At 73.3% G+C, this 22,043-nt stretch carries 15 protein-coding genes; 6 read left to right on the top strand and 9 right to left on the bottom strand.

Translation table 11 applies throughout. The features are described 5' to 3' along the window. Positions 1 to 14 precede the first annotated feature (14 nt). The 6 genes from J3A75_RS13320 to J3A75_RS13295 all read right to left on the bottom strand — a co-directional run bounded on the left by J3A75_RS13320 (position 15) and on the right by J3A75_RS13295 (position 6,895). Positions 15 to 1,211: a PepSY-associated TM helix domain-containing protein gene (locus J3A75_RS13320; RefSeq protein WP_029360869.1), complete on the bottom strand. Its 1,197-nt coding sequence runs from the start codon at positions 1,209 to 1,211 to the stop codon at positions 15 to 17. Between the two features lie 76 nt (positions 1,212 to 1,287). Next, positions 1,288 to 2,892, bottom strand: a complete 1,605-nt coding sequence (gene garD / locus J3A75_RS13315) for a galactarate dehydratase (RefSeq protein WP_024830365.1) — start codon at positions 2,890 to 2,892, stop codon at positions 1,288 to 1,290. A gap of 44 nt (positions 2,893 to 2,936) precedes the next feature. Continuing rightward, on the bottom strand, positions 2,937 to 3,824 hold the full coding sequence (locus tag J3A75_RS13310) for a 2-hydroxy-3-oxopropionate reductase (RefSeq protein WP_012318759.1): 888 nt from the start codon (positions 3,822 to 3,824) through the stop codon (positions 2,937 to 2,939). A 24-nt stretch (positions 3,825 to 3,848) separates the two neighbouring features. After that, on the bottom strand, positions 3,849 to 4,613 hold the full coding sequence (locus J3A75_RS13305) for an HpcH/HpaI aldolase family protein (protein WP_058621221.1): 765 nt from the start codon (positions 4,611 to 4,613) through the stop codon (positions 3,849 to 3,851). A gap of 136 nt (positions 4,614 to 4,749) precedes the next feature. After that, a complete protein-coding gene (locus tag J3A75_RS13300; protein WP_012318757.1) occupies positions 4,750 to 5,640 on the bottom strand; it encodes a LysR family transcriptional regulator in 891 nt (296 codons plus the stop codon). A 121-nt stretch (positions 5,641 to 5,761) separates the two neighbouring features. Beyond that, positions 5,762 to 6,895: a branched-chain amino acid ABC transporter substrate-binding protein gene (locus J3A75_RS13295; RefSeq protein ID WP_116655533.1), complete on the bottom strand. Its 1,134-nt coding sequence runs from the start codon at positions 6,893 to 6,895 to the stop codon at positions 5,762 to 5,764. Between the two features lie 352 nt (positions 6,896 to 7,247). Between J3A75_RS13295 and J3A75_RS13290 the strand changes: the two genes are divergently transcribed. Beyond that, positions 7,248 to 9,965: an MGH1-like glycoside hydrolase domain-containing protein gene (locus tag J3A75_RS13290; RefSeq protein WP_209650282.1), complete on the top strand. Its 2,718-nt coding sequence runs from the start codon at positions 7,248 to 7,250 to the stop codon at positions 9,963 to 9,965. Between the two features lie 52 nt (positions 9,966 to 10,017). Here the strand turns inward: J3A75_RS13290 and J3A75_RS13285 are convergent, their stop codons facing one another. Next, positions 10,018 to 10,335: a hypothetical protein gene (locus J3A75_RS13285; RefSeq protein ID WP_012318754.1), complete on the bottom strand. Its 318-nt coding sequence runs from the start codon at positions 10,333 to 10,335 to the stop codon at positions 10,018 to 10,020. Between the two features lie 175 nt (positions 10,336 to 10,510). Further along, positions 10,511 to 10,789 carry a hypothetical protein gene (locus J3A75_RS13280; RefSeq protein ID WP_012318753.1) on the bottom strand — a complete coding sequence of 93 codons (279 nt, stop codon included), beginning with the start codon at positions 10,787 to 10,789 and terminating at the stop codon, positions 10,511 to 10,513. A 583-nt stretch (positions 10,790 to 11,372) separates the two neighbouring features. On the opposite strand from J3A75_RS13280, the gene J3A75_RS13275 reads away from it, so the two are divergent. Next, positions 11,373 to 13,088, top strand: a complete 1,716-nt coding sequence (locus J3A75_RS13275) for an outer membrane beta-barrel protein (RefSeq protein ID WP_209650281.1) — start codon at positions 11,373 to 11,375, stop codon at positions 13,086 to 13,088. 318 nt (positions 13,089 to 13,406) lie between these two features. Here the strand turns inward: J3A75_RS13275 and J3A75_RS13270 are convergent, their stop codons facing one another. Continuing rightward, positions 13,407 to 13,955, bottom strand: coding sequence for a sugar O-acetyltransferase (locus J3A75_RS13270; protein ID WP_041372302.1), 549 nt, complete (start codon positions 13,953 to 13,955; stop codon positions 13,407 to 13,409). Positions 13,956 to 14,106: 151 nt separating this feature from the next. On the opposite strand from J3A75_RS13270, the gene J3A75_RS13265 reads away from it, so the two are divergent. From J3A75_RS13265 to tauA, 4 genes are all read left to right on the top strand, one after another. After that, on the top strand, positions 14,107 to 14,652 hold the full coding sequence (locus J3A75_RS13265) for a TetR/AcrR family transcriptional regulator (RefSeq protein ID WP_029360879.1): 546 nt from the start codon (positions 14,107 to 14,109) through the stop codon (positions 14,650 to 14,652). Between the two features lie 199 nt (positions 14,653 to 14,851). Then, complete coding sequence (locus J3A75_RS13260; RefSeq protein ID WP_209650280.1) at positions 14,852 to 18,325, top strand: PAS domain S-box protein; 3,474 nt, start codon at positions 14,852 to 14,854, stop codon at positions 18,323 to 18,325. A gap of 508 nt (positions 18,326 to 18,833) precedes the next feature. After that, positions 18,834 to 20,510 (top strand): methyl-accepting chemotaxis protein, encoded by a 1,677-nt coding sequence (locus J3A75_RS13255; RefSeq protein ID WP_209650279.1) that lies wholly within the window; start codon positions 18,834 to 18,836, stop codon positions 20,508 to 20,510. Between the two features lie 503 nt (positions 20,511 to 21,013). Further along, positions 21,014 to 22,027 carry a taurine ABC transporter substrate-binding protein gene (gene tauA / locus J3A75_RS13250; RefSeq protein ID WP_012318747.1) on the top strand — a complete coding sequence of 338 codons (1,014 nt, stop codon included), beginning with the start codon at positions 21,014 to 21,016 and terminating at the stop codon, positions 22,025 to 22,027. Positions 22,028 to 22,043 lie beyond the last annotated feature (16 nt).

The following is a 22,043-nucleotide window of genomic DNA, read 5'->3' as shown; positions in this document are numbered from 1 at the left end:
GCCGGAGGCTGCCGTCAGGGGCTCGCCGTTCGGACGGCGCCCGCCGGCGCCCCGGCTTCGACGGCCCTCCGGCGGGCCCCGGCGCGGCGGCGCAGGACGTAGAGCGTCAGGCCGGTCGCCGCGAAACCCGGCATGGCCAGCGCCGCGAGGCAGAACAGCAGCGCGACGAGGTCGCCGAAGAAGCGGCCGCGATGCACCTCCAGGACGTTGTCCAGGAGGCGCCGGCCCAGCGGCGCGTCTGCGGCCCGCTCGGAGGCCAGCAGCGCGCCCGTGGCGGGATCGTAGCGGTCCTCGTTGCGGGCGCTCGGCGCGTCGACGCCCTTCGGCAGCCAGCGGATGCGGATCGCCTTCGTGTCGGCGCCCGGGAGGGTCAGGACCGCCGTGCCGGCCTCCGCGCCGGTCCGCGCGCGGAAATCCGCCCAGGCGCGGTCGACGGCCGGGCCGCTGACGGCGGGATCGGCCGGCTTTCCGGCGGCCCTGCGGCCGGCCGGCTTCGCGGCGTCCGGAGCGCCCGCGAGCAGCCGCGTCGCGCCGTCCTTGAACCACGGGTAGGACCACGTCAGGCCGCTCAGCGCGATGACCAGGTAGACCGGCAGGAGCCACGTCCCGACCACGGCGTGCAGCGACCACCAGCGCGGCCGGCCGGGCCGCGACAGGGCCGGCTTCAGCCAGATCCGCCAGCGGTGGATCCGGGGCCAGCGCAGGTAGAGGCCGGTCGCCAGGAAGGCCAGCAGCGCCAGGGTGCAGGCGCCCGTCACCGTGCGGCCCCAGCCCTTCGACCCGCCGGGCAGCAACAGCCAGCGGTGCAGGTCCCGCACCGTCGTGAAGGCGCCCTCCAGCCGCACCGGGCCGAGCAGCGCGCCGTCGTAGGGGTCGGCGTAGGCGGCGGGCGGCCGCGCGCGGGTCTCGGGATCGCGGGCGAAGCGGACGTGGACGCTCGCGCGCGGGTCGTCCGACAGGGTCAGCACGTTGGCGACGCGGCCGCCCGCCTGCGCGTCGATCCGCGCCGCCAGCGCCGCTGGGGCCAGCGCCGTCCGGCCGCCGGGCGCGACCTCGAGCCGGTCGCGGTTGGCGAAGGCGGTGACCGCCTCCTCGTAGCTCATCAGCGCCCCGGTCAGGCCCATCAGGGCGAGGACGAGGCCGGCGGTGAGGCCGAGCGCCCAGTGCAGGCGGAAGAGCAGGGTCCGGAGGGAGGGAATCGGCAGCGTCATGGCAGTGCCGGCTGCCTAGCAGAGTCCGGCCACGCTGACGACGCGGCGGGACGCAACGCCGTCCCGCCGGTGAGTCTCAGGTGATCGGCGCGGGGTTGAACAGGGTCAGGTCGTTGAACAGCCCCCACCGGTCCGACCAGGGGCGCTTGCGCCCGCTCGCCACGTCGAGGATCAGGTGGAACAGCTCCCAGCCGACCTCCTCGATCGTCGCCGCGCCGGTGGCGATGCGCCCGGCATCGAGGTCGATCAGGTCGGCCCAGCGCTCGGCGAGCTCCGTGCGGGTGGCGACCTTGATCACCGGCGCCTGACTGAGCCCGTAGGGCGTGCCGCGGCCGGTGGAGAACACCTGCAGGGTGATGCCCGAGGCGAGCTGCAGCGTGCCGCAGACGAAGTCGCTCGCCGGCGTCGCGGCGAAGATCAGGCCCTTCTCGCGGACGCGCTCGCCGGGCGCCAGGACCCCGGAGATCGCGCTCGTGCCCGATTTGGCGACCGAGCCCAGCGCCTTCTCGACGATGTTGTTGAGCCCGCCCTTCTTGTTGCCCGGCGACGGGTTGGCGCGGCGGTCGGCCTCGCCCTTGGCGAGGTAGGCGTCGTACCACGCCATCTCGCGGACCAGCGCCGCGGCGACCTCCGGGGACTTGGCGCGCGGGGTGAGCAGGTGGATCGCGTCGCGCACCTCGGTCACCTCGGAGAACATCACGGTGGCGCCGCAGCGGACCAGCAGGTCGGCCGCGAAGCCGAGCGCCGGGTTGGCGGTGACGCCCGAGAAGGCGTCGCTGCCGCCGCATTGCAGGCCGACCACCAGCTCGGAGGCCGGGCAGGTCTCGCGCGTCCGGCGGTTCAGCACCGCGAGGCGCGCCTCGGCCATGGTCAGGATGCTGTCGATCATGGCCGAGAAGCCGTGGTGGCGCTCGTCCTGGAGCCGCACCACCCCGTCGCCGGCCGCGCCGCTGTCGGGCAGGAGCCGCTCCGAGACGAGCTTCTCGCAGCCGAGTCCGACGACCATGACCTCGCCGCCGAAATTCGGGTTCCGCGCGAGGCTCTGGAGCGTCCGGATCGGCACCACCGCCTCGGGGGCGTTGATGGCGACGCCGCAGCCGTAGGCGTGGGTCAGGCCGACCACGTCGTCGACGTTGGGGAAGCGCGGCAGCAGTTCCTGCTTGATCCGCCGGATCGCCACGTCGAGGGTGCCGGCGACGCACTGGACGCTGATCGAGATCGCCAGGATGTTCTTGGTGCCCACCGACCCGTCCGGGTTGCGGTAGCCCTCGAAGGTGTAGCCCTCGAGCGGGGGCAGGGGGGCCGGCACGCGGGTGGCCATCTCCAGGGCGTCGAGGGCCGGGGCGACCGGCGTGGCGACGCGGGATTCCTCCACCCAGGCGCCCCGCGGGATCGGTTGCGTCGCGATGCCCACCACCTCGCCGTAGCGGCGGACCTCGCCGCCCTCCGGGATGTCGGTGAGGGCGACCTTGTGGCCCTGCGGCACGAACTCGACGAGTTCCAGCCCGTCCGGGAACACCGTGCCGGCCGGCAGCCCGAAGGCGTTGACCACGATCGCGACGTTGTCGCGCGCGCTCAGGCGGATCGTGCGCGGCACGTCTCCGGCGGCCCCTGCGGCCCCTCCGCCGGCCCCCGCGCCGGCCGGGTGCGGGCGGGTCGGGGCTTCGATCTCGGCCCGCATCGGATGCTCCTTCCGTCTCGCGCCCGTCCGGGCTCCTGTCGGGATCAGGCGGCGTCGCCGACCGCGTGGTTCGCCAGGGCCTCCAGGGCCTTCACCAGGGCGGAGTGGTCCCAGGCCGCGCCGCCCTGCGCCACGCAGGCCGAGAACAGCTGCTGCGCCAGCGCCGTGGCGGGCAGGCTGAGGCCGAGCGTCCGGGCGTTGTCCAGGGCGAGGTTCAGGTCCTTCTGGTGCAGGCCGATGCGGAAGCCGGGGTCGAAGGTCCGCTCGATCATCCGCGCGCCATGCAGCTCCAGGATCCGCGAGGTGGCCAGCCCGCCGGTGATCGCCTGCCGCACCTTGGCGGGGTCGGCGCCGGCCTTCGAGGCGAAGAGCAGCCCCTCGGCCACCGCCTCGATGGTCAGGGCGACGATGATCTGGTTGGCGACCTTGGCGACCTGCCCGGACCCGACCGGGCCGACATGCGTGACCGTCTTGCCCATGGCGGCGAACAGGGGCTCGGCGCGCGCGAAGGTCTCGGCCTCGCCGCCGACCATGATCGAGAGCGCGGCGTTCTTGGCCCCGACCTCGCCGCCGGAGACCGGGGCGTCGAGATAGGCGCCGCCCCGCTCGGCGATCCGGGCGGCGAAATCCTTGGTGGCCAGCGGCGCGATCGAGCTCATGTCGATCACGGTCTTGCCCGGGCTGAGCCCCCCGGCGACCCCGTCCGCCCCGAACAGGACCTGCTCCACGTCCGGGGTGTCGGGCAGCATCAGGATGATCGTGTCGGCGCGCTCGGCCACCTCGGCTGCGGTGGCGCAGGCGGTGCCGCCCGCCGCGAGCAGGGCCTCGGGCACGCCGCGCCGGGACTTGAGGAACAGGCTGTGGCCCGCCGCGATCAGGTGTCCGGCCATGGGCGCGCCCATGATGCCGAGGCCGATGAATCCGATGTTCATGCGTAGCGATCCCGGTTGCGGAACTCAGGCGCGGAAGCGGGCGGCGAGCGCCTCGGCGTTGCGGGCGAGCAGCCCCATGTCGGAGCCCACCGCGGTGAAGCGGGTGCCGGCCGCGATGTAGCGGCGGGCCAGCTCCTCGCTCGGCGTGAGGATGCCGGCCTGCTTGCCGGCCTTGACGATCCGGGCGATCGCCGCCTCGATAGTGGAGACCACCTCCGGATGGCCCTGCTGGCCGAGATAGCCGAGGCTGGTCGACAGGTCGCCGGGCCCGATGAACACGCCGTCGACGCCCTCCACGGCGGCGATCGCGTCCAGATTGTCGAGGGCGCGGCGGGACTCGACCTGCACCGCCACGAAGATCTCGGCCTCGCAACGGGTGTGGTAGTCCTTGATCCGGCCGAACCGGGCGGCGCGGGGCGCCTGCGAGAAGCCGCGGATGCCCCGCGGCGCGTAGCGGGTCGCCGCGACCACCCGGGCAGCCTGCTCGGCATCGTCGATGTTGGGGATCATCAGCGACTGCGCGCCGGCGTCGAGGACGCGCTTGATGGTGATCGGGTCGTCGCTCGGCACCCGCACCATCGGGTGCGTGTCGCCCTCCATCATCGCCTGGAGCTGGGCGTAGATGTCCCGGAGGTCGTTGGCCGAGTGCTCCATGTCGAGGAGCAGCCAGTCGAACCCGGCCCCGGCGACCACCTCGGTGGAGATGGGACTGGCGAGGCTGCACCACAGGCCGATCTGCTGGCGCCCCTCGGCGAGGGCCGCCTTGAAGCGGTTGGTGAGGCTGTCCATCACGATCCTCCCTGCGCGCGGGCGCGTCGCGGCGTCTGCGCGCCGTCCGCCCCATCACGCGCAGCCTTCCGCCGCGAGGTCAAAGCCAAACACTGGATCGATCGATGCGGATCGAGCATCGATCGACCGTGTGGGCTCACGCGGGCGGCATCTCGGCCACGATCGAGACCAGCTGGGCGATGAGCGGGTCGTCCGCGTCGCGCCGCCACGCGAGGAGGAGCTCCACCGGGCGCGGCGCCGGCAGGGCGAGGGGCCGAAACACCACGCCCTCGAAGCGCAGGCGCTCGGCGGCGGCCGGCACCAGGGCGATGCCGAGCGACGCCCGGACCAGGGCCAGGATCGAGTGGATCTGCGTCAGCTGCTGGACCATAGGGGGCCGGATCTCGGCCTCGGCGAGCAGGCCCAGGACGAGGTCGTGGAAGTAGCGCGCCTCGTTGGGCGCGTAGCCGATGAGCGGCTCGCGCCCGAGATCGGCGGGGGTGAGCCCGTCGCGCAGGGCCAGGGGGTTCCCGGCCGGCAGGGCCACCACCAGGGGCTCGGCCAGCGCCCGGACGGCGATCAGGTCCGGGTGCGTCACCGGCGGGCGCACCAGCGCGGCGTCGATCCGGCCGGCGAGCAGCTCCTCGATCTGGTCCTTGCTGACCATCTCGCGCAGCGCGAGGGTCACGTCCGGCAGCGCCCGCCGGAACGCGGTGACGAGGCGCGGCAGGAAGTCGTAGGCCGAGGCGGCCGTGAAGCCGAACTTGAGGACGCCCGCCCGCCCCGCCGCCACCTGCCGGGTGACGTGGGTCGCGGTCTCGGCGAGCCGCAGGATGCGCTGGGCCTCGGGCAGGAAGCTGCGGCCGGCGGCGGTCAGCCGGACGGTGCGGCTGGTGCGCTCCAGGAGCTGCACGTCGAGGACGCGCTCCAGAACCTGGATCTGCCGCGACAGCGGCGGCTGCGTCATGTTCAGCCGGGCGGCCGCACGCCCGAAATGCAGCTCCTCCGCCACGGCGGCGAAGCACCGGAGCTGGCTGAAGTCGAACATGAAGGCTCCCTCTGCGGATGGCGGCGCAGTCGGGGGAAGCATAAGCCCTGCGCGGCCGCCACGTTCAGGCAGCCGCCCTCATCCAATTAGGTGAGGCGGCGGCCGGCCCGGCCCGCCCGGCCTACGGCGCCACTTCGTGCCCGGCGTAGTCGATCCGGCCGTCCGGACCCTTCGTCCACTCGTAGATCACGTAGTCGGGCCGGGTCAGGTCGCCCTTCCTGTCGTAGGCGATCGGCCCGACCACCGTGTCCACCGGCTTGCCCTGGTGCAGCCAGTCCGCGAGCGCCCGGCCGTCGCTGGAGCCCGTCTCGGCCATCGCCTTCGCCAGGACCTGCACGGCCGCGTAGGCGTAGAGCGTGTAGGCCTCGGGATCGATGCCCCGGGCGTTGAACGCCGCCACCACGCCCCTGGCGTTCGGGTTCTTGCGGGCGTCCGGCGCGAAGGTCATCAGAGTCCCGGCCGCGCCCGGGCCGGCAATCTGGACGAATTCCTTGTCGGGGATGGCGTCGCCGCTCATCATGCGGGCGGTCAGGCCCTGGTCACGCATCTGCCGGATGATCAGCCCGGCCTCGGTGTGCACGCCGCCGAAATAGACGACGTCGACGTTGGCCGACTTCATCTTGGAGACGAGGGCGGAATAATCCTTCTCGCCCGGGTTGATGCCCTCGAACAGCACCTCCCTGCCGCCCTTGGCCCGAAAGGTCTTCAGCGTCTCGTCGGCCAGACCCTTGCCGTAGGGGGTCTTGTCGTGGACGAAGGCGATCTTCTTGCCCGGGAAGTGCGCGGCCAGGTAGCTGCCCGCCACCGCGCCCTGCTGGTCGTCGCGGCTGCAGGTGCGGAACGTGTTCCACATGCCGCGCTCGGTGAACTTCACGCTCGTGGAGGCCGGCGTGACCTGGATGATGCCGGCGTCGAGGTAGACGTCGGAGGCCGGGATCGTGACGCCCGAGTTGTAGTCGCCGACGACCATCTTCACGCCGTCGCTGGCGAACTTGTTGGCCACCGAGACGCCCTGCTTCGGGTCGGAGGCGTCGTCGCCGACCGTGACGGTCAGCGTCGTGCCCTTCAGCGTCCCGGCCCTGTTCAGGTCCTCGACCGCCTGGCTCACGCCGTTCCGGATCTGGGCGCCGAAGGCGGCGTTCGGCCCGGTCATGGGCGCGGCGACGCCGATCTTCACCGGCGCGCCGCCCTCCTGACCTCGCGCCGCGGTCATGAACAGCAGCCCGGCCAGGCCGGCTATCAGTAATCGCGTCATCTTTCCCCCAAGATGTGGCCGGACAGATCGCCGACGAACGCTGAATTCGGACAGATCAACGCGGATCGCCGCGCGTCGAGTCGCAGACCAGCCGGCGCGATCCTGTCGCTCACCTTCACCGGGGTCAAGGTTTCGGGGCGGGCCGGGACGGCCCGGGGACGGGCGGGCCGCGGGGCCGGAGGGCTCGCCCTCGCGGAGCTGTGTGGCGGCCGCGCGGCAGGCCGGGCCGGGCTGGCGTCAATGATGCATCGGGCCGGCGCATCCGCAGCAACCCGCCGTGACCGATGGCCGCCTCCTGTCCCCGCCGCGCCCCCAGCCCCAGCCGACCGAGCCCGCGTCGGGGACGCGGCTGATGGGGCCGCGCGCGGACGAGGATCGGGACGGGGATCGGGGCGAGGGTCGGGACGCGTCGGTAGACTGGGCCGAGCGCCGCCGGATCGCCGAGCAGGGCCGGGGCGAGCGGGCGTGGTCGCTCTGGGGTCCCTACCTCAGCGAGCGGCAATGGGGGACCGTGCGGGAGGATTACAGCCCCTGCGGCAACGCCTGGGCCGCCCTGACGCACGAGGACGCCCGCTCGCGCGCCTATCGCTGGGGCGAGGACGGGCTGGCGGGGATCTGCGACGAGCGCGGCGGCCTCTGCCTTTCTCTCGCCCTCTGGAACGGGCGCGACCGCATCCTCAAGGAGCGGCTGTTCGGCCTGACCAACCAGGAGGGCAACCACGGCGAGGACGTGAAGGAGGTCTACCACTACCTCGACGCGGTCCCGAGCCACGCCTACCTGAAGATGCTCTACCGCTACCCGCAGGCGGCCTTTCCCTACGCGGACCTCGTCGCCGAGAACGGGCGGCGCGGGCGGGAGCAGCCCGAGTACGAGATCGAGGAGACGGGCGTCTTCGACGGGGACCGGTTCTTCGACGTCACCGTGGAGTACGCCAAGGCCGACGCCGACGACGTCCACGCGGTGATCACCGCGCTGAACCGGGGGCCCGAGCCCGCCGACCTCCACCTCGTCCCGCAGCTCTGGTTCCGCAACACGTGGTCGTGGCAGGCGGGGCCGGCCGGGCAGGCGCGCCCGCGGATCGCCCGCGCGCCCGACGGGGGCGCGATCTGCACCCACGACCGGCTCGGGCCGTACCGGCTCGCCTTCGACGGGGCGCCGGACCTCCTGTTCTGCGAGAACGACACCAACCTGCGGCGGCACGGCGGGCAGCCGGACGCCCCCGGGCCGTTCAAGGACGGGCTCCACGCGGCGATCGTCGACGGCGATCCCGCTGCGGTGCGCCGGGACGCGGGCACCAAGCTCGGCCTGCACTACGCGCTGCGGCTGGCGCCCGGGGAGACCGCCCGGGTCCGCCTGCGGCTGTCGGCGGGCCTGCGCGCCCGGGCCGTCGACGACGGCTCCCTGGTCCGCCGCCGGGTCGCCGAGGCCGACGCGTTCTACGAGGAATTGCAGGACGGCATCGCGAGCCCGGAGTCCCGCGCGATCTTCCGCCAGGCCGCCGCCGGCCTGATCTGGTCGAAGCAGCTCTACTGCTACGACGTGCGGCGCTGGCTGGAGGGCGACCCGCTCCAGCCGCCGCCGCCCCGCGCGCGCGCGGGCGGCCGCAACGGCCAGTGGCGCCACTTCGCGGCGGCCGACGTGCTGTCGATGCCCGACACCTGGGAATATCCCTGGTTCGCCGCCTGGGACCTCGCCTTCCACTGCCTGCCGCTCGCCCTGCTGGACCCGGACTTCGCCAAGAAGCAGCTCCTGCTGCTGACCCGCGAATGGTACATGCACCCGAACGGCCAGCTCCCGGCCTACGAGTGGGAGTTCGGCGACGCCAACCCGCCGGTCCACGCCTGGGCCACCTACCGGGTGTTCGAGATCGACCGGGACCGGCGGGGCGGGCGCGGCGACCTCGCCTTCCTGGAAGGCGTGTTCCACAAGCTCCTGATCAACTTCTCCTGGTGGGTGAACCGCAAGGACGCGCAGGGGCGCAACGTCTTCCAGGGCGGCTTCCTGGGACTCGACAATGTCGGCGTGTTCGACCGCTCGCGCCCGCCCCCGGGCTTCGGGGTGGTGCACCAGGCCGACGGCACCGCCTGGATGGCGATGTACGCGCTCAACATGATGCGCATCGCCCTGGAGCTCGCCCTCCACAACGACGTCTACGAGAGCACCGCCTCCAAGTTCTTCGAGCACTTCCTGCTCATCGCCGAGGCCATGACCGACATGGGCGGGTCAGGGGGCGGGGAGGGCGGCGGGTTCGGCCTGTGGGACGAGATCGACGAGTTCTACTACGACGAGGTCGACATCCCCGGCGGCGGGATGCTGCCGTTGCGGGTCCGCTCCATGGTCGGGCTGGTCCCGCTCTTCGCCGTCGAGGTGATCGAGCCCTCGGTGCTCCACCGGCTGCCGGACTTCGCCCGGCGCCTGAACTGGGTGCTGGAGAACCGGCCCCACCTCGCCCGGCTGGTCTCCCGCTGGACCGAGGGCGGCGTGAAGGACCGCAAGCTGCTGTCGCTGCTGCGCGGCCACCGGATGAAGGCGCTCCTGCGCCGCATGCTCGACGAGGCCGAGTTCCTCTCGCCCTACGGCGTGCGCTCCCTGTCGAAGGTGCACCGCGACGCGCCCTACGTGCTCAACGAGCTCGGCGCCTCCTTCACGGTCCGGTACGACCCGGCCGATTCCACGTCGAACATGTTCGGCGGCAACTCGAACTGGCGCGGCCCGGTCTGGATGCCGATGAACTTCCTCATCGTCGAGGCGCTGCGGCGCTTCCACACCTATTACGGCGACGACTTCCGGGTGGAATACCCGACGGGCTCGGGCGCGCTGCTCACGCTCAGCGCCATCGCGGACGCCCTGGAGGATCGCCTGATCGCCCTGTTCGCCAAGGACGAAACAGGCCGCCGGCCGGCCTTCGGCACCCGTCCGCCGATCGCCCCGGCACCGGGCGCCGAGGAGCCGCTGCTGTTCCACGAGTTCTTCGACGGGGATACGGGGCGGGGCCTCGGCGCCGCGCACCAGACCGGCTGGACGGCCCTGATCATCAACCTGCTGCGCGACCGGGCGCGCGCCCGGTAGGCGCGCCCGGTCGGGAACCGGCCGATCCGACCAGCAGCCGGTCAGAAGCCGGTCAGCAGCTCAGCCGCCGGCCCTCGCGGCGCCCGAACACCCGGTAATGGGCAGCCCCCGATTCCATCTGGCCGTTGGCCACGGCGCGCCGGACATCCGGGTTGCAGCGCAGGTACTCGCGCTCGTCGAACCCGTAATTGGCGCGGCCGCGGTAATCGTCCCGGTCGCGGTAGCCGCGGTCCCGGTAATCGTAATCGCCGCGGTCGCGGTAACCGCGCCCGCCGTAATCGTCGTAGTCGGGGCGCGGCTGCGCGGAGACCGGGCCGACCACGCCCAGAATGCCGAGGCTCACCGCGGCCGCTGCCAGAATCGCCTTCATCGTACCAATCCTCCCTTGTCGGTGGCCAGAAACGCGTCGGGGCGCGGATGGTTCGATCGCCTCGGACGTGGCACCCCCGGCCAAATCGAGCTCAGCCCCCGCGATGCGGGAAGCTCGCCTCGCGGCGCTGCCCCGGCCCGCGCCGGGTCGGACGCCGCCCCGGCGCGGATGCGCGTCACATGCGACGCATCATCTCGCGACGCATCTCGCGGTGGCGCATCTCGCGACGCATCTCCCGATGCATCATGTGGCGCTCCATCCGGTGGCGCATCATCCGGCGCTCCATGCGACGGCGCATCATGTGGCGCTCGACGGGATCCATCTGGACCGTCGAGACCATGCCGGCGGGCGCCGACACGCCCGTGCCGGGTCCGATCGGCGCGGCGGAGGCCGGGATCGCGACGGCGGAGCCGAGGGCCGCCAGCAGGGCGGCGGCAATGATCGTTGAACGCACGTGAGGTTTCCTCTCTCGCCGCCCGGCAAGACGGGCGGGCGTTTCCAGGGGACTCGCGGCCGGGTCCGCCCGCAATCCCGCCCAGGAAGGCTCGGGCTGCCCGGATGGTTCCCCGGACCGGGCCGCCCCGCCACGAACGCGCCGGAGCGGTGTCGCGACGGGCATCGCGTCGGGCCGGCGGCCCGGCCCCGTGGCCGCCCTGGATTAGACCGGGCAGGGCGCAGGTGATGCACGAACGCATCACCCGGCCGCAAAAGCGAACGGAACCAAGCCGCGGCGCGACCGAAGATCAGAGCAAAATCTCCGCTGACAATGACTCCAATACACCCTCAACATACTAAGTCTCGAAGATACACGACATCGATAAAATACACTTCTCTCATCGACGATTGCGGAGCGAGTGAAATTTGATGAGACAGATCAAAACTTCGCGCTTCAAAATCGAGACATCATGACCTAGTCATAAGAACGCATTATGCGAACCGCGCGAGATCAGCAGAAGCTCCACTTCGGCATCCGAATCCTGACCGACGAAGAGACCTTGACGCTCATGCCTTCGACGACGCGCGGCGGGGGACACTACATGTATCGCATCTCGAGTTCCGGACTTCTCCTGTGCCTGCTGTCGCAGACCGCGATGGCGGCGGACCTCCCGCGGAGGGCCCTTCCGCCGGCGGTGACGGCCGTGCCGATCTTCTCCTGGACCGGAGCGCATGCCGGCCTGTTCGCCGGTTACGGGACCCTCGATCGGGCCACGCAGTTCGTCTGCACAGGTCCGGACGGGCAGCCCGGAGCCCGGAACTGCCCGGTCATTCCATCGAAGCGGGCCTCGGACGGGAGCTTCGTCGGCGGCGCCGAGGTCGGCTACGATTGGCAGGTGAATTCCGGCTTCGTCGCCGGCGCCGCCGCGGATTACCAATTCACCCGGCTGTGGGGCTACGATCGCCGCGAAGGCGCCTTTCCGGCCGCGGGCGGCGGCTTCTATCGCCGCAGCGTCGCCCATTCCGGCCAGAGGCTGGACGAGCTCGCCACCCTGCGCGGCAGGATCGGCTTCGCCGTCGATCGCACCCTCGTCTACGCCACGGGCGGCCTCGCCGCGGGCACGGTCCGGACCGACAACAACCTGTCGCTGGCCGGTTTCCCGCTGTTCGACGGGCGCCAGGGCGCGGTGCGCCTGGGCTACGTGGCCGGCGCCGGCATCGAGCACGCCTTCAGCGAGCACCTCTCCGCCAAGGTCGAGGGTCTCTACTACGATCTCGGCTCCCGGGCGGTCCTCCCGGCTCCGTCGTACCCCGTGCTGACCGGCTACCACGCCGGCTCGCGGGTCGCGACGGACGGCTTCCTGGCCCGCGTCGGCCTCAATTACCGGTTCGGAGCCGGGCTGCCCGACCTGCCGCCGGTCGCGCTGGCCGGCCCGGCGACCTGGGATGTCGAGGGCGGCCTGCGCTACTTCTTCAGCGCCGGGACCCCGCGCGAGAAGCTCGGCGACCCCGACGCGCCGGGCCAGCTCAACTCCCGCCTGACCTACGCCAACGCCCAGGCCCATGCCGGCGAGAGCTTCGCCCGGCTCGAGCACAACCCCACCGGCCTGTTCGCCAAGGGCTTCCTCGGCTCGGGCGGCGTCACCGGCGGCCGCCTCGCCGACGAGGACTTCCCGCCCGCCCTGCGCCGCTACTCGAAGACGCTGTCGCTGATCAAGGACGGCGACATCGGCTACGGCGTGATCGATCTCGGCTACGACGTGCTGCGCCGGGACGGGTACAAGCTCGGCGGCTTCCTCGGCTACCAGTTCGCGTCCGAACTGTATAACGGCTACGGCTGCCGTCAGGTGGCGGGCGGGACTCCCTGCGCCAGACCCTACCCGACCAGCATGAAGACGCTGGGCGAGAGCATGCAGTGGAACGCGCTGCGCGTCGGCGTGATCGGCGAAGCGCGGTTCGACCGGGTCCGGCTGAGCCTGGAAGGCGCCTACCTGCCGGTCGTGAGCCTGAGCGGCGTCGACCGGCACTGGCTGCGGCCCGACATCAACCCGGGGCCGGAAGGCGGCCGCGGCGACGGCTACTTCCTGGAGGGGATCATCGCGTACGACCTGACGCCGTCCGTCAGCGTCGGCGTCGGCGGCCGCTACTGGCAGCTCCAGGCCGACAAGGCGCACACGACGGCCTTCCCGTTCTCGCCGCCCAGCCCGATGAAGTTCGAGACCGGTCGCTACGGCGGGTTCGCGCAGCTCTCCTACCGGCTGGCCGATTTCGGCTTCGGCGAGACAGGCGCTCCGGCGGCCCCGATCCGCAAGGACTGATCCAGCCGCCACCCCGCGCCCGAACGCCGGCGCGGCCGGTCAGGGGACGGGCCGCGCCGGCCGTTCGATCCCGGTGCCGCGATCCCGGTGCCGCGATCCCGGCATCGGCCCCACCCGGCCCGCGGCAGCGACGCCGCGGGGCCGCTCAGCTTGGCCGCGCGGCCGTGTGAACCGGCCGCGACCGGTCGTCGGCGTCCCCGGCAGGTCCGGCCCGGACGGGAGCTCCGGCCCGGACGGGAGCTCCGGCAGGCTCGGCGGAGGGCCGACGCGGCCGGACCGCTCCCCCACGCAGCGCGCGCCCCGCGCCCCCTCATCCCCTCAGGGCCGCGGCCGCGCCGGGTTCCCCACCACGGTGACGCCGGCCGGGACGTCGCGCGTGACCACGCTGCCCGCCCCGACGATCGCGTCGTCGCCGATCGTGACCCCGGGGAGGATGATCGCGCCGCTGCCGATCCAGACATTGGCGCCGATCACCACCGGGCGGGCGAATTCCAGCATCTGCCGCCGCTGCGCCGGGTCGCGCGGATGATCGGGTGTCAGGATCTGCACGGCCGTGCCGATCTGCGTCAGGTCGCCGATCGTGACCGACATCACGTCGAGGATCGCGCACCCGAAGTTCAGGAACACGCCGCGGCCCAGGCTGATGTTGTAGCCGTAGTCGCAGTGGAACGGCGGCCGGATGTTGCAGCCCGGACCGACGCGCGCGAAGGCCTCCTCCAGGAGTGCCTGCCGCTCGGGCTGGCTCCGCGTCTGCGTGGCGTTATACCGGTCCATCCATTCCGAGATGCGCCGGTTGTCGGCGGCCAGCTCCGGGTCGTCGGCGCAGTACAGCTCGCCGGCCAGCATCTTCTGCTTCTGGGTCTTCATGATCTCTGTCGTCACGGTGAGAACCTCCCTCCGGCCGCGTCGGTCCGCCTCCGGCCCGACACCGCGGGCCCCAGCCATGCGTACAGATGTACACATCGAGGCCGCGCGCGTCACGGCCCGGCTGCCCTGAACCGGATCCGAGGAGGTCTGCTTGCCCGCCGCCCAGCGCCGTTTCGACCCGGATCGCCGGGCGCGCATCGTCCGGGCGACCCTCGACGTCGTCGCCGAGCACGGCGTCGCCGGCACGACCCACCGCCGGGTCGCGGCGGCGGCCGACGTGCCGCTCGGCTCCATGACCTACCATTTCGACAGCCTCGACGCGCTGCTGACGGAAGCGTTCACCGGGCTGGCCGACACGGTCTCGGCGCGGTTCGCCGACCGGCTCGCCGCGGCCGCGACCGTCGACGAGGCCTGCGAGGCCGTGGTCGACCTGATCGTGAGCGACATCTGGGCGAGCCCGCGCACGATGCTGCTGAGCTACGAGCTCTACGCCTTCGCGGCCCGGAACCCGCCGCTGCGCCGGGTGATGCAGGACTGGATGGCCAAGAGCCGCGCGGCCCTGGGGCGGCACTTCGCGCCGGAGACCGCCAAGGCCCTCGACGCGATGATCGAGGGCCTGACGATCCATCGCTCGGTCGACCCGCAGCCGGCGGATCGCGCGCAGGTGCGGGCGATCGTCGAGCGGCTGGTGCGGTAGGTCTGCTCCCGTCCGCGCCGCGACACGCTCCGGCGCGCCGGGCCCTCAAGCGATCGTGATCGCGGGGTGACAGGCGCCGAATGCCGCACGGTGCCGGCAAGGAATCCGCAACCATCGCACGAGCAGGTTCGTGCCGATATGCGCGCCGCCGGCGCGTCCGGGCGCGGTCCGCGTCGCTGGCAGGGATCCGCAAGCGCCGATGCAGACTGACGCGACCCGCCCGGCCGCGCCGCCGGATCCCGCTCGGCCTCAGGCCGCGGGCGAGCCTGCCCCCTGGGACGGGGCCCCCGGCTTCGGGCAGTGGCGCCTCGATCCGTGCACCCGCCGGGTGACCCGGTCGGCGAATCTCGCGCGGCTGCTCGGGACGCCCGGCGCGTGCGACCTGCCGCTCGCCGAGCACGTCGCCTGCTATCATCCGGACGACCGCGCCGCCCTGGTCGCGCGGCTCGAGGGGATCCTGGAGGGGAGCCGGCCGGCCATCCCCTACCAGGCGCGGGCCCGCGTCGTCCGCCCGGACGGGACCGTGCTGGACGCGATCATCCAGGGGCTGCCCGAGTCCGGGCCCGACGGCGCGCTCGTGGCCCTGCACGGCCTCATCCTCGATGTGACCGACCTCGTCCAGTCGGAGCGGCGGGCGCGCGAGACCGACATGATCCTGCGCGGCACGCTGGACAGCATGGAGCAGGGCCTCGTCGTCCTCGATGCCGGCCGGCGGGTGCGCGCGTTCAACCGGAGCGCCGCGGACCTCCTCGACCTGCCGGACGACATCCTGCGGGCGGGCGTCGCCCTCCCGGACATCCACGCCTACCAGCGGGCCCGCGGCGACTTCGCGGAGGCCGGGTCCGATCCGGGCTTCGCGACGGCCGGGCGCGGGCGGGGCCCGCTGCCGCCGCTGTTCGACTGGCGCCTGCCCAGCGGGCTGATCCTGGAAGTCCGGTGCTCGGCCCTGCCGGACGGCGGCACCGTCCTGACCTTCGGCGACGTGACGCAGAACCGGATCGCCGAGCGGGCGCTGGAGGAGAGCGAGCGCCGCTACCGGCTGCTGGCCGAGAACGCCACCGACATCATCATCTGGTCCGACCTGACCGCCCGCCGCCGCTACGTCTCGCCGGCGGTGCGCGCCGTCCTGGGCTACGACCCGCAGGACCTGATCGGCACCCACCCCCTCGACTTCGTCCACCCCGACGAGGTCGGCGCGTACCGCCGCGTGCTCGACGACCTCACCGGCGGCCGCGCGTCCCGCGCCCTGACCTCCCAGCGCTACCGGCACCGGGACGGGCACTGGGTCTGGCTGGAGATCTCGTTCAGCCTGACCCACGACCGGGCGACCGGCGCCCCGGACGGCTACGTCGCGACCCTGCGCGACGTGAGCGCCCGCAAGGCCGCGGAGGACGCCCTGCGCCTGAGCGAGGCCCGCTACCGGGCCCTGGCGGACGCGCTGCCGCAGCTCGTCTGGATCGCCAGCATCGAGACCGGCGACGCCTCCTACGTCAACCGGCGCTTCGAGGATTACTACGGCCCGATCGGCCCGACGCGCGCCGCCCGGATCGCCCGGACCCATCCCGACGACGCGGAGCGGATGGAGCGGCTCTGGTCGGAGGCCCCCACCCGCCGCGCGCCCTACGAGGTCGAGGGCCGCCTGCAGCGGCACGACGGCCCCTACCGCTGGCACAAGATCGTGCTCCTGCCGATCTGGCAGGGCGAGACCATGGTGGGCATGCTCGGCACCGCCCTGGACATCGACGAGATCGTCACCGCCCGGCGCGAGGTGGAGGCTGCCAGCAGCCTGCTGCACCTCGCCCAGCAGGCCGCGCATGCCGGAACGTGGCACCTCGACCTCGACAGCGGCCGGATCGAGTGGTCCCCCGAGAGCGCGCGCCTCCACGGCATCGAGACCGACCGGAACCACGTCCTCGACACCCGGGACTGGCTCGCGCTGATCGACCGCGGCGACGGGGAGCGCGCGATGGAGATCGCCGCGGCGGCCGCGGCCGCGGGGGAGACCTTCTCGATCGAGTTCCGCGTCCCCACCCCGGACGGGGGCGTGCGCTGGATCAACGGCGTCGGGCGCGGCGCGCCCGGGCAGGCGCGGCGGATGATCGGCCTCAACATCGACGTCACCGCCCGCAAGGCCGCCGAGGCGGCGCTCCTCGACGCCAAGGCGGCGGCCGACGCCGCGTGCCTGCAGGCGGAGCGGGCGAGCGCGGCCAAGAGCGAGTTCCTCGCCGCCATGAGCCACGAGATCCGCACCCCGCTCAACGGGGTGATCGGCTACGCCGACCTGCTCCTCGACGGGACGGATCTCGGCCCGGCGGCGCGCCGGAACGCCGACCGGATCCGCACCGCCGGAGCCGCGCTCCTGACGGTGGTCAACGACGTCCTCGACTTCTCGAAGGTCGAGGCCGGCCAGATCGAGATCGTGCCCCGGCCCTTCGCCCTGGAGGCGCTGATCGACAACGCGGTGTCGATCGTGCGCCCCTCGGCGGAGCGCAAGGGGCTCGCCCTCACGGTCGCCCTCGGCCCGGGCCTGCCCGACTGGATCGAGGGCGACGAGGACCGCCTCCGGCAGATCCTGCTCAACCTGCTCAACAACGCCATGAAGTTCACCGCCTCGGGCGGCATCGACCTGTCGGTCCGGGTCAGCCCGGACGCCGCCAGCGCGACCGGCGGGACGCGGCTGCGCTTCGCGGTCCGCGACACCGGCATCGGCATCCCGACCGACAAGTGCGACCGCCTGTTCCGGCGCTTCTCGCAGGTCGACGGCTCGATCAGCCGCGAGTACGGCGGCACCGGGCTGGGGCTCGCCATCTCGAAATCCCTCGTCACGCTGATGGGCGGGACGATCGGCGTCGCGAGCACGGTCGGTCACGGCTCGACCTTCTGGTTCGAAGCCGACCTGCCCGCCGCCTTCCCCCCGGCCCGCGAGACCGCGCCGGCCTCGGCGATCGCCCGCGCGACCGGCCGCCGCCTGCTCCTGGCCGAGGACGTGCCGCTCAACCAGGACCTCGCCCGGACGATCCTGGAGCGCGCCGGGCACGCGGTGGACGTGGTGGCCGACGGGGTCGCCGCGGTGGCGGCCGTCCAGCGGCGGTCCTACGACCTCGTGCTGATGGACGTGCAGATGCCCGTGATGGACGGCATCGCGGCGACCCGGAGGATCCGCGCCCTGGGCGGCGCCGCCGGCCGCCTGCCGATCCTCGCGATGACGGCGAACGTCCTGCCGCAGCAGGTGGCCGAGCTGCGCGCCGCCGGGCTCGACGACCATATCGGCAAGCCGTTCCGCGCGGACGCGCTGCTCGCCGCGATCGACCGCTGGGCGGGGCCCCGCGCGGAGCCGCCGCGCCGCGGGGGCACGATCGACCGCGCCACCCTGGACGAGATGACCGCGATGGTCGGCCGGGCGCGGATGGGCGATCTCCTGGCGATGCTGGCGAAGGAACTCGCCGAGCGGTTCGGGCCGGCGGCGCCCGACGGCGACCGGACGCGGCTGATGGGGGACGCGCACGCCATGGTGTCGGCGGCCAGCATGATCGGCTTCGTGGATCTGGCCGCGACCTGCCGGGCCTTCGAGACGGCCTGCCGCGCGGGCGACGACGTCACCGCGCTGCTGTCCACCCTCCGGGCCCAGGCGGCCGCGACGATCGACGAGATCGCGGTGCTGCGCGCGGCCTGAGCGGACGACCTGAGCGGACGACCTGAACCCGCTCGCCCCCGCGGCGCGCACCACGCCCTCTTCGGCGGCCCGCGAGAGCCGCTCCCGGTCGTGCGGCGACCGGGCCGAGGACGGCTCGAGGACGGCTCGAGGATGACCGTCGCCGATCCGGGCCGGGCGCCTGTCCCGCCCCTCCGACGACCTCGATCGGGACGATTCCACGACCGGACCGGGAACGGGAACGGGAACCGACGGCGTCGGTGATGCCGATGGCCGTCCGCCGGGCCGTCCGTCAGGCCGGGACCTGGAACACAACCTCAATCAGCATCAGCCATATATACGCATACTATTAGCGCCATATTCCAATCTATTCGGACATAACTTCTTATTACCTGTGATGACATAAGCCGCCTTCGCCGACCGAACTGCGTTCCGGCCTGCCGCTTATAGCCTCCACGAAGCTCTCCCCCTCTCGCGCATGCACCCCGCGTCGGACGCGGCGGCCCTGCGCCGCGACGCCCGGATTCCCATGACCCTGCGCATCGGCACCCGTCTCCAGTTGATCACCGCGATGGCCCTGCTCGGCATGGCGGTGCTGATCGGGCTGGCGGCCTGGGACCTGTCCCGGGTGATCGGCGACGCGCGCGCGCTGCAGACCCGCAACCTCGTCGAGGCGGCGCACGGGGCGCTGGCCTACTTCGAGGGCGAGGAGCGGGCGGGGCGGATGAGCCGCGCGGCCGCCCAGGCCGCCGCGATCGCGGAGATCCGCGGCCTGCACTACGCCGGCAGCGAGTATTTCTGGATCCAGGACATGCAGCCGCGGATGCTGCTGCATCCGAAGGACGCGCTGATCGGTCAGGATGTCGGCGGCCTCACCGATCCGGCCGGCAAGCACCTCTTCGTCGCGATGGTGGAGCAGGTTCGCCGGGCGGGGGCGGGGTTCGTCGCCTATAGCTGGCCGAAACCGGGCCTCGACCGGCCCGTGCCCAAGATCTCCTACGTGAAGGGTTTCGCGCCCTGGGGCTGGATCATCGGGACCGGGATCTACGCGGACGACACCGCCGATCAGGTGCGCCCGGCCCTCCAACGCCTCCTCGCCGGCGCCGCCCTCGCCGCGCTGGTGATCGCCGGCCTGGCGACGCTGATCGGCCGGGGCGTCGCCCGCCCGATCCGGGCGCTGACCGACACGATGGACGGCCTCGCCGGGGGAGACCTCGAGCGGGCGGTGCCCCGCTCCGGCGGCACCGAGGAGATCGGCCGGATGGCCGCCGCCGTGCAGGTGTTCAAGGACAACCTGATCCGCACCCGGCAGCTCGAGGCGGAGACGGCGCGGGCCCGCGCCTCGGCCGAGGCGCAGCGCCGTGCCGGCATGCGCCAGATGGCGGACGGTTTCGAGGCCGCGGTCGGGGGCATCATCGGGCAGGTCTCGGCCGCGGCCACCGAGCTGCAGGCCACCGCCGGTTCCATGTCGGGCTTGGCCGGCCAGACCTCGATCCAGTCCCGCACGGTCGCGGCGGCGGCCGAGGAAGCGGCCGCCAACGTCGGCACGGTCGCGGCGGCCGCCGAGGAACTGGGCGCTTCGGTGCAGGAGATCGGCCGGCAGGTCCAGGGCTCGGCCGGCCTCGCCCAGGCGGCGGTCGGCGAGGCCGACCGGACCGGCGCGCTGGTGCAGGAGCTCAGCGCGGCCGTGACGCGGATCGGCGACGTCGCCGGGCTGATCGCCGCGATCGCCGGCCAGACGAACCTGCTCGCGCTCAACGCCACCATCGAGGCGGCCCGTGCCGGCACGGCCGGGCGCGGCTTCGCGGTCGTGGCCTCCGAGGTGAAGGCCCTGGCCGAGCAGACCGCCAGGGCGACGGCGGAGATCTCGGGGCAGATCGCGCGGGTTCAGGGCGTGACCGGGCAGGCGGTCGGCGCGGTCGGCGCGATCACGGCGCGCATCCGCGAGATCGACGCCGTGGCGACCTCGATCGCGGCCGCCGTGGAGCAGCAGGGCGCGGCCACCCAGGAGATCGTGCGCAACGTCGGGGAGGCCGCGCAGGGGACCGGGGCGGTGACCGGCACGATCGCGCGCGTGGCGGGTGCCGCCGGGGAGACGGGCGCGGCGGCGGGGCAGGTGCTCGGCGCGGCCTCCGCGCTGTCGCGTCAGTCCGAGCACCTCGCCGCCGAGGTCGGGCGCTTCCTCGCGACGGTGCGCGCCGCCTGAGCCGCGGGCGCGGCCCCGCGCGGGACCGCGCCCGGGGTTTTGCACGCCGAAATTTTCGTCTCCCGCGGGCGCGGCGGCCAGCAGCAACGATCCCGGCCGTCGGTCCGGCCCGCCGGACCGTGCCGGGCCAAGCGCTGCATCGACCCGGCGTGGCGCCGCGCCTCCGCTCCGAGACGCTCCGGGACGACGAGGAGCGGCATCTCCGATCGGATCGTTCCGGAGATCAGGCCACGATCTCGCGCGCTCCGGGGAGATGAACATCCCGACGCGCGCGATCTTCGCGCCGCCGGGCGCGACCGTCCCCGGCCCGCTTGCCGCCGCGACGGCCCGCGGCGCGGCGCGGATCCCGGGCGCGGCCCGGCCGGAGCGCGGGCCGCGGGCGCGCGGGTGGCGCGCCCGGAACGGCCGCCCGGGCCCTTGCCTTCGACGCCGAGCTTGGCCGACCCTGGACCCCGGCCGCCCGAGTCGCCTCCGCGCCGGGCCGGCCGGAGAGGGGACATCTCATGACATCAGCCGGTCCGCACCGCCGCGCCGTCGCGCTGGCCGCCCTGGCCACCCTGGTTCTCGGCGCGCCGCTCCCCGGCACCGCCCGCGCGGCCGACCGGGAGGTCACCTTCGCCCACCAGGACATGGTGGTGCCGTTCCGCGCCCTGATGGCCTCCGGGGCGATCGAGAAGGCGACCGGTTACACGATCCACTGGCGCAAGTTCGGCGGCGGCGGCGACGTGATCCGCGCCATGGCCTCGGGCAGCGTCCAGATCGGCGAGGCGGGGTCGAGCCCGATCGCGGCGGCCGCCTCGCAGGGGCTCGACATCCAGCTGTTCTGGATCCTCGACGAGATCGCCGACGCCGAGCAGCTCGTGGCCCGCGCCGGCAGCGGCGTGACGGGCGTGGCCGACCTGCGCGGCAAGACGATCGCGGTCCCGTTCGTGTCGACCGCCCACTACCAGCTGATCGCCGCCCTGGCGGAGGCCGGGCTGACGCAGGCCGATGTCCGGATCCTGAACATGCGCCCGCCCGAGATCGCCGCCGCCTGGGAGCGCGGCGACATCGACGCGACCTTTATCTGGGATCCGGTGCTCGCCCGGGTGAAGAAGTCCGGCACGGTGGTGGTCTCGGCCGGCGACCTCGCTCGCCGGGGCAAGGCGACCTTCGACGGACTCGTGGTCGACCGGGCCTGGGCGGCGCGGAACCGCGACTTCCTGGCGACGCTCGTCCGGCTGATCGCCGCCCAGGACGCGGCCTACGCCGCCAAGCCCTGGGGCGCCGACGCGCCGGAGGTGGCGGCGGTGGCCCGGGTCACCGGCTCGGCCCCCGCGGAGGTGCCGGCGAGCCTCGCGGCCTACCGGTTCCCGACCCTGGAGGCGCAGGCCTCGCCGGCCTGGCTCGGGGGCGGCGCCGCCAAGGCCCTGACCGAGACCGCCGCGTTCCTGAAGGCGCAGGGGCGCGTGCAGGCGCTGGCGCCCGACTACGCCCGGTTCGTCACGACGGAGTTCGTCGAGGCGGCCCGGAAATAGCCTGTCGCCGGACCGG

It is taken from the genome of Methylobacterium sp. PvP105, assembly GCF_017876975.1.
In the GTDB taxonomy this organism is placed as follows: domain Bacteria; phylum Pseudomonadota; class Alphaproteobacteria; order Rhizobiales; family Beijerinckiaceae; genus Methylobacterium; species Methylobacterium radiotolerans.
Note: the sequence above shows the minus strand (reverse complement) of the source record. Positions and strands in the feature narration are given on the sequence as shown.

What these genes read in the sequence shown, in the direction of transcription:
- J3A75_RS13275 (WP_209650281.1), top strand. Translation starts at nt 11,373, where the DNA reads ATGTATCGCATCTCGAGTTCCGGACTTCTCCTGTGCCTGCTGTCGCAG.
- J3A75_RS13300 (WP_012318757.1), bottom strand. Translation starts at nt 5,640, where the DNA reads ATGTTCGACTTCAGCCAGCTCCGGTGCTTCGCCGCCGTGGCGGAGGAG.
- J3A75_RS13285 (WP_012318754.1), bottom strand. Translation starts at nt 10,335, where the DNA reads ATGAAGGCGATTCTGGCAGCGGCCGCGGTGAGCCTCGGCATTCTGGGC.
- J3A75_RS13290 (WP_209650282.1), top strand. Translation starts at nt 7,248, where the DNA reads ATGGGGCCGCGCGCGGACGAGGATCGGGACGGGGATCGGGGCGAGGGT.
- J3A75_RS13255 (WP_209650279.1), top strand. Translation starts at nt 18,834, where the DNA reads ATGACCCTGCGCATCGGCACCCGTCTCCAGTTGATCACCGCGATGGCC.
- tauA (WP_012318747.1), top strand. Translation starts at nt 21,014, where the DNA reads ATGACATCAGCCGGTCCGCACCGCCGCGCCGTCGCGCTGGCCGCCCTG.
- J3A75_RS13310 (WP_012318759.1), bottom strand. Translation starts at nt 3,824, where the DNA reads ATGAACATCGGATTCATCGGCCTCGGCATCATGGGCGCGCCCATGGCC.
- J3A75_RS13270 (WP_041372302.1), bottom strand. Translation starts at nt 13,955, where the DNA reads ATGAAGACCCAGAAGCAGAAGATGCTGGCCGGCGAGCTGTACTGCGCC.
- J3A75_RS13260 (WP_209650280.1), top strand. Translation starts at nt 14,852, where the DNA reads ATGCAGACTGACGCGACCCGCCCGGCCGCGCCGCCGGATCCCGCTCGG.
- J3A75_RS13295 (WP_116655533.1), bottom strand. Translation starts at nt 6,895, where the DNA reads ATGACGCGATTACTGATAGCCGGCCTGGCCGGGCTGCTGTTCATGACC.
- J3A75_RS13320 (WP_029360869.1), bottom strand. Translation starts at nt 1,211, where the DNA reads ATGACGCTGCCGATTCCCTCCCTCCGGACCCTGCTCTTCCGCCTGCAC.
- garD (WP_024830365.1), bottom strand. Translation starts at nt 2,892, where the DNA reads ATGCGGGCCGAGATCGAAGCCCCGACCCGCCCGCACCCGGCCGGCGCG.
- J3A75_RS13305 (WP_058621221.1), bottom strand. Translation starts at nt 4,613, where the DNA reads ATGGACAGCCTCACCAACCGCTTCAAGGCGGCCCTCGCCGAGGGGCGC.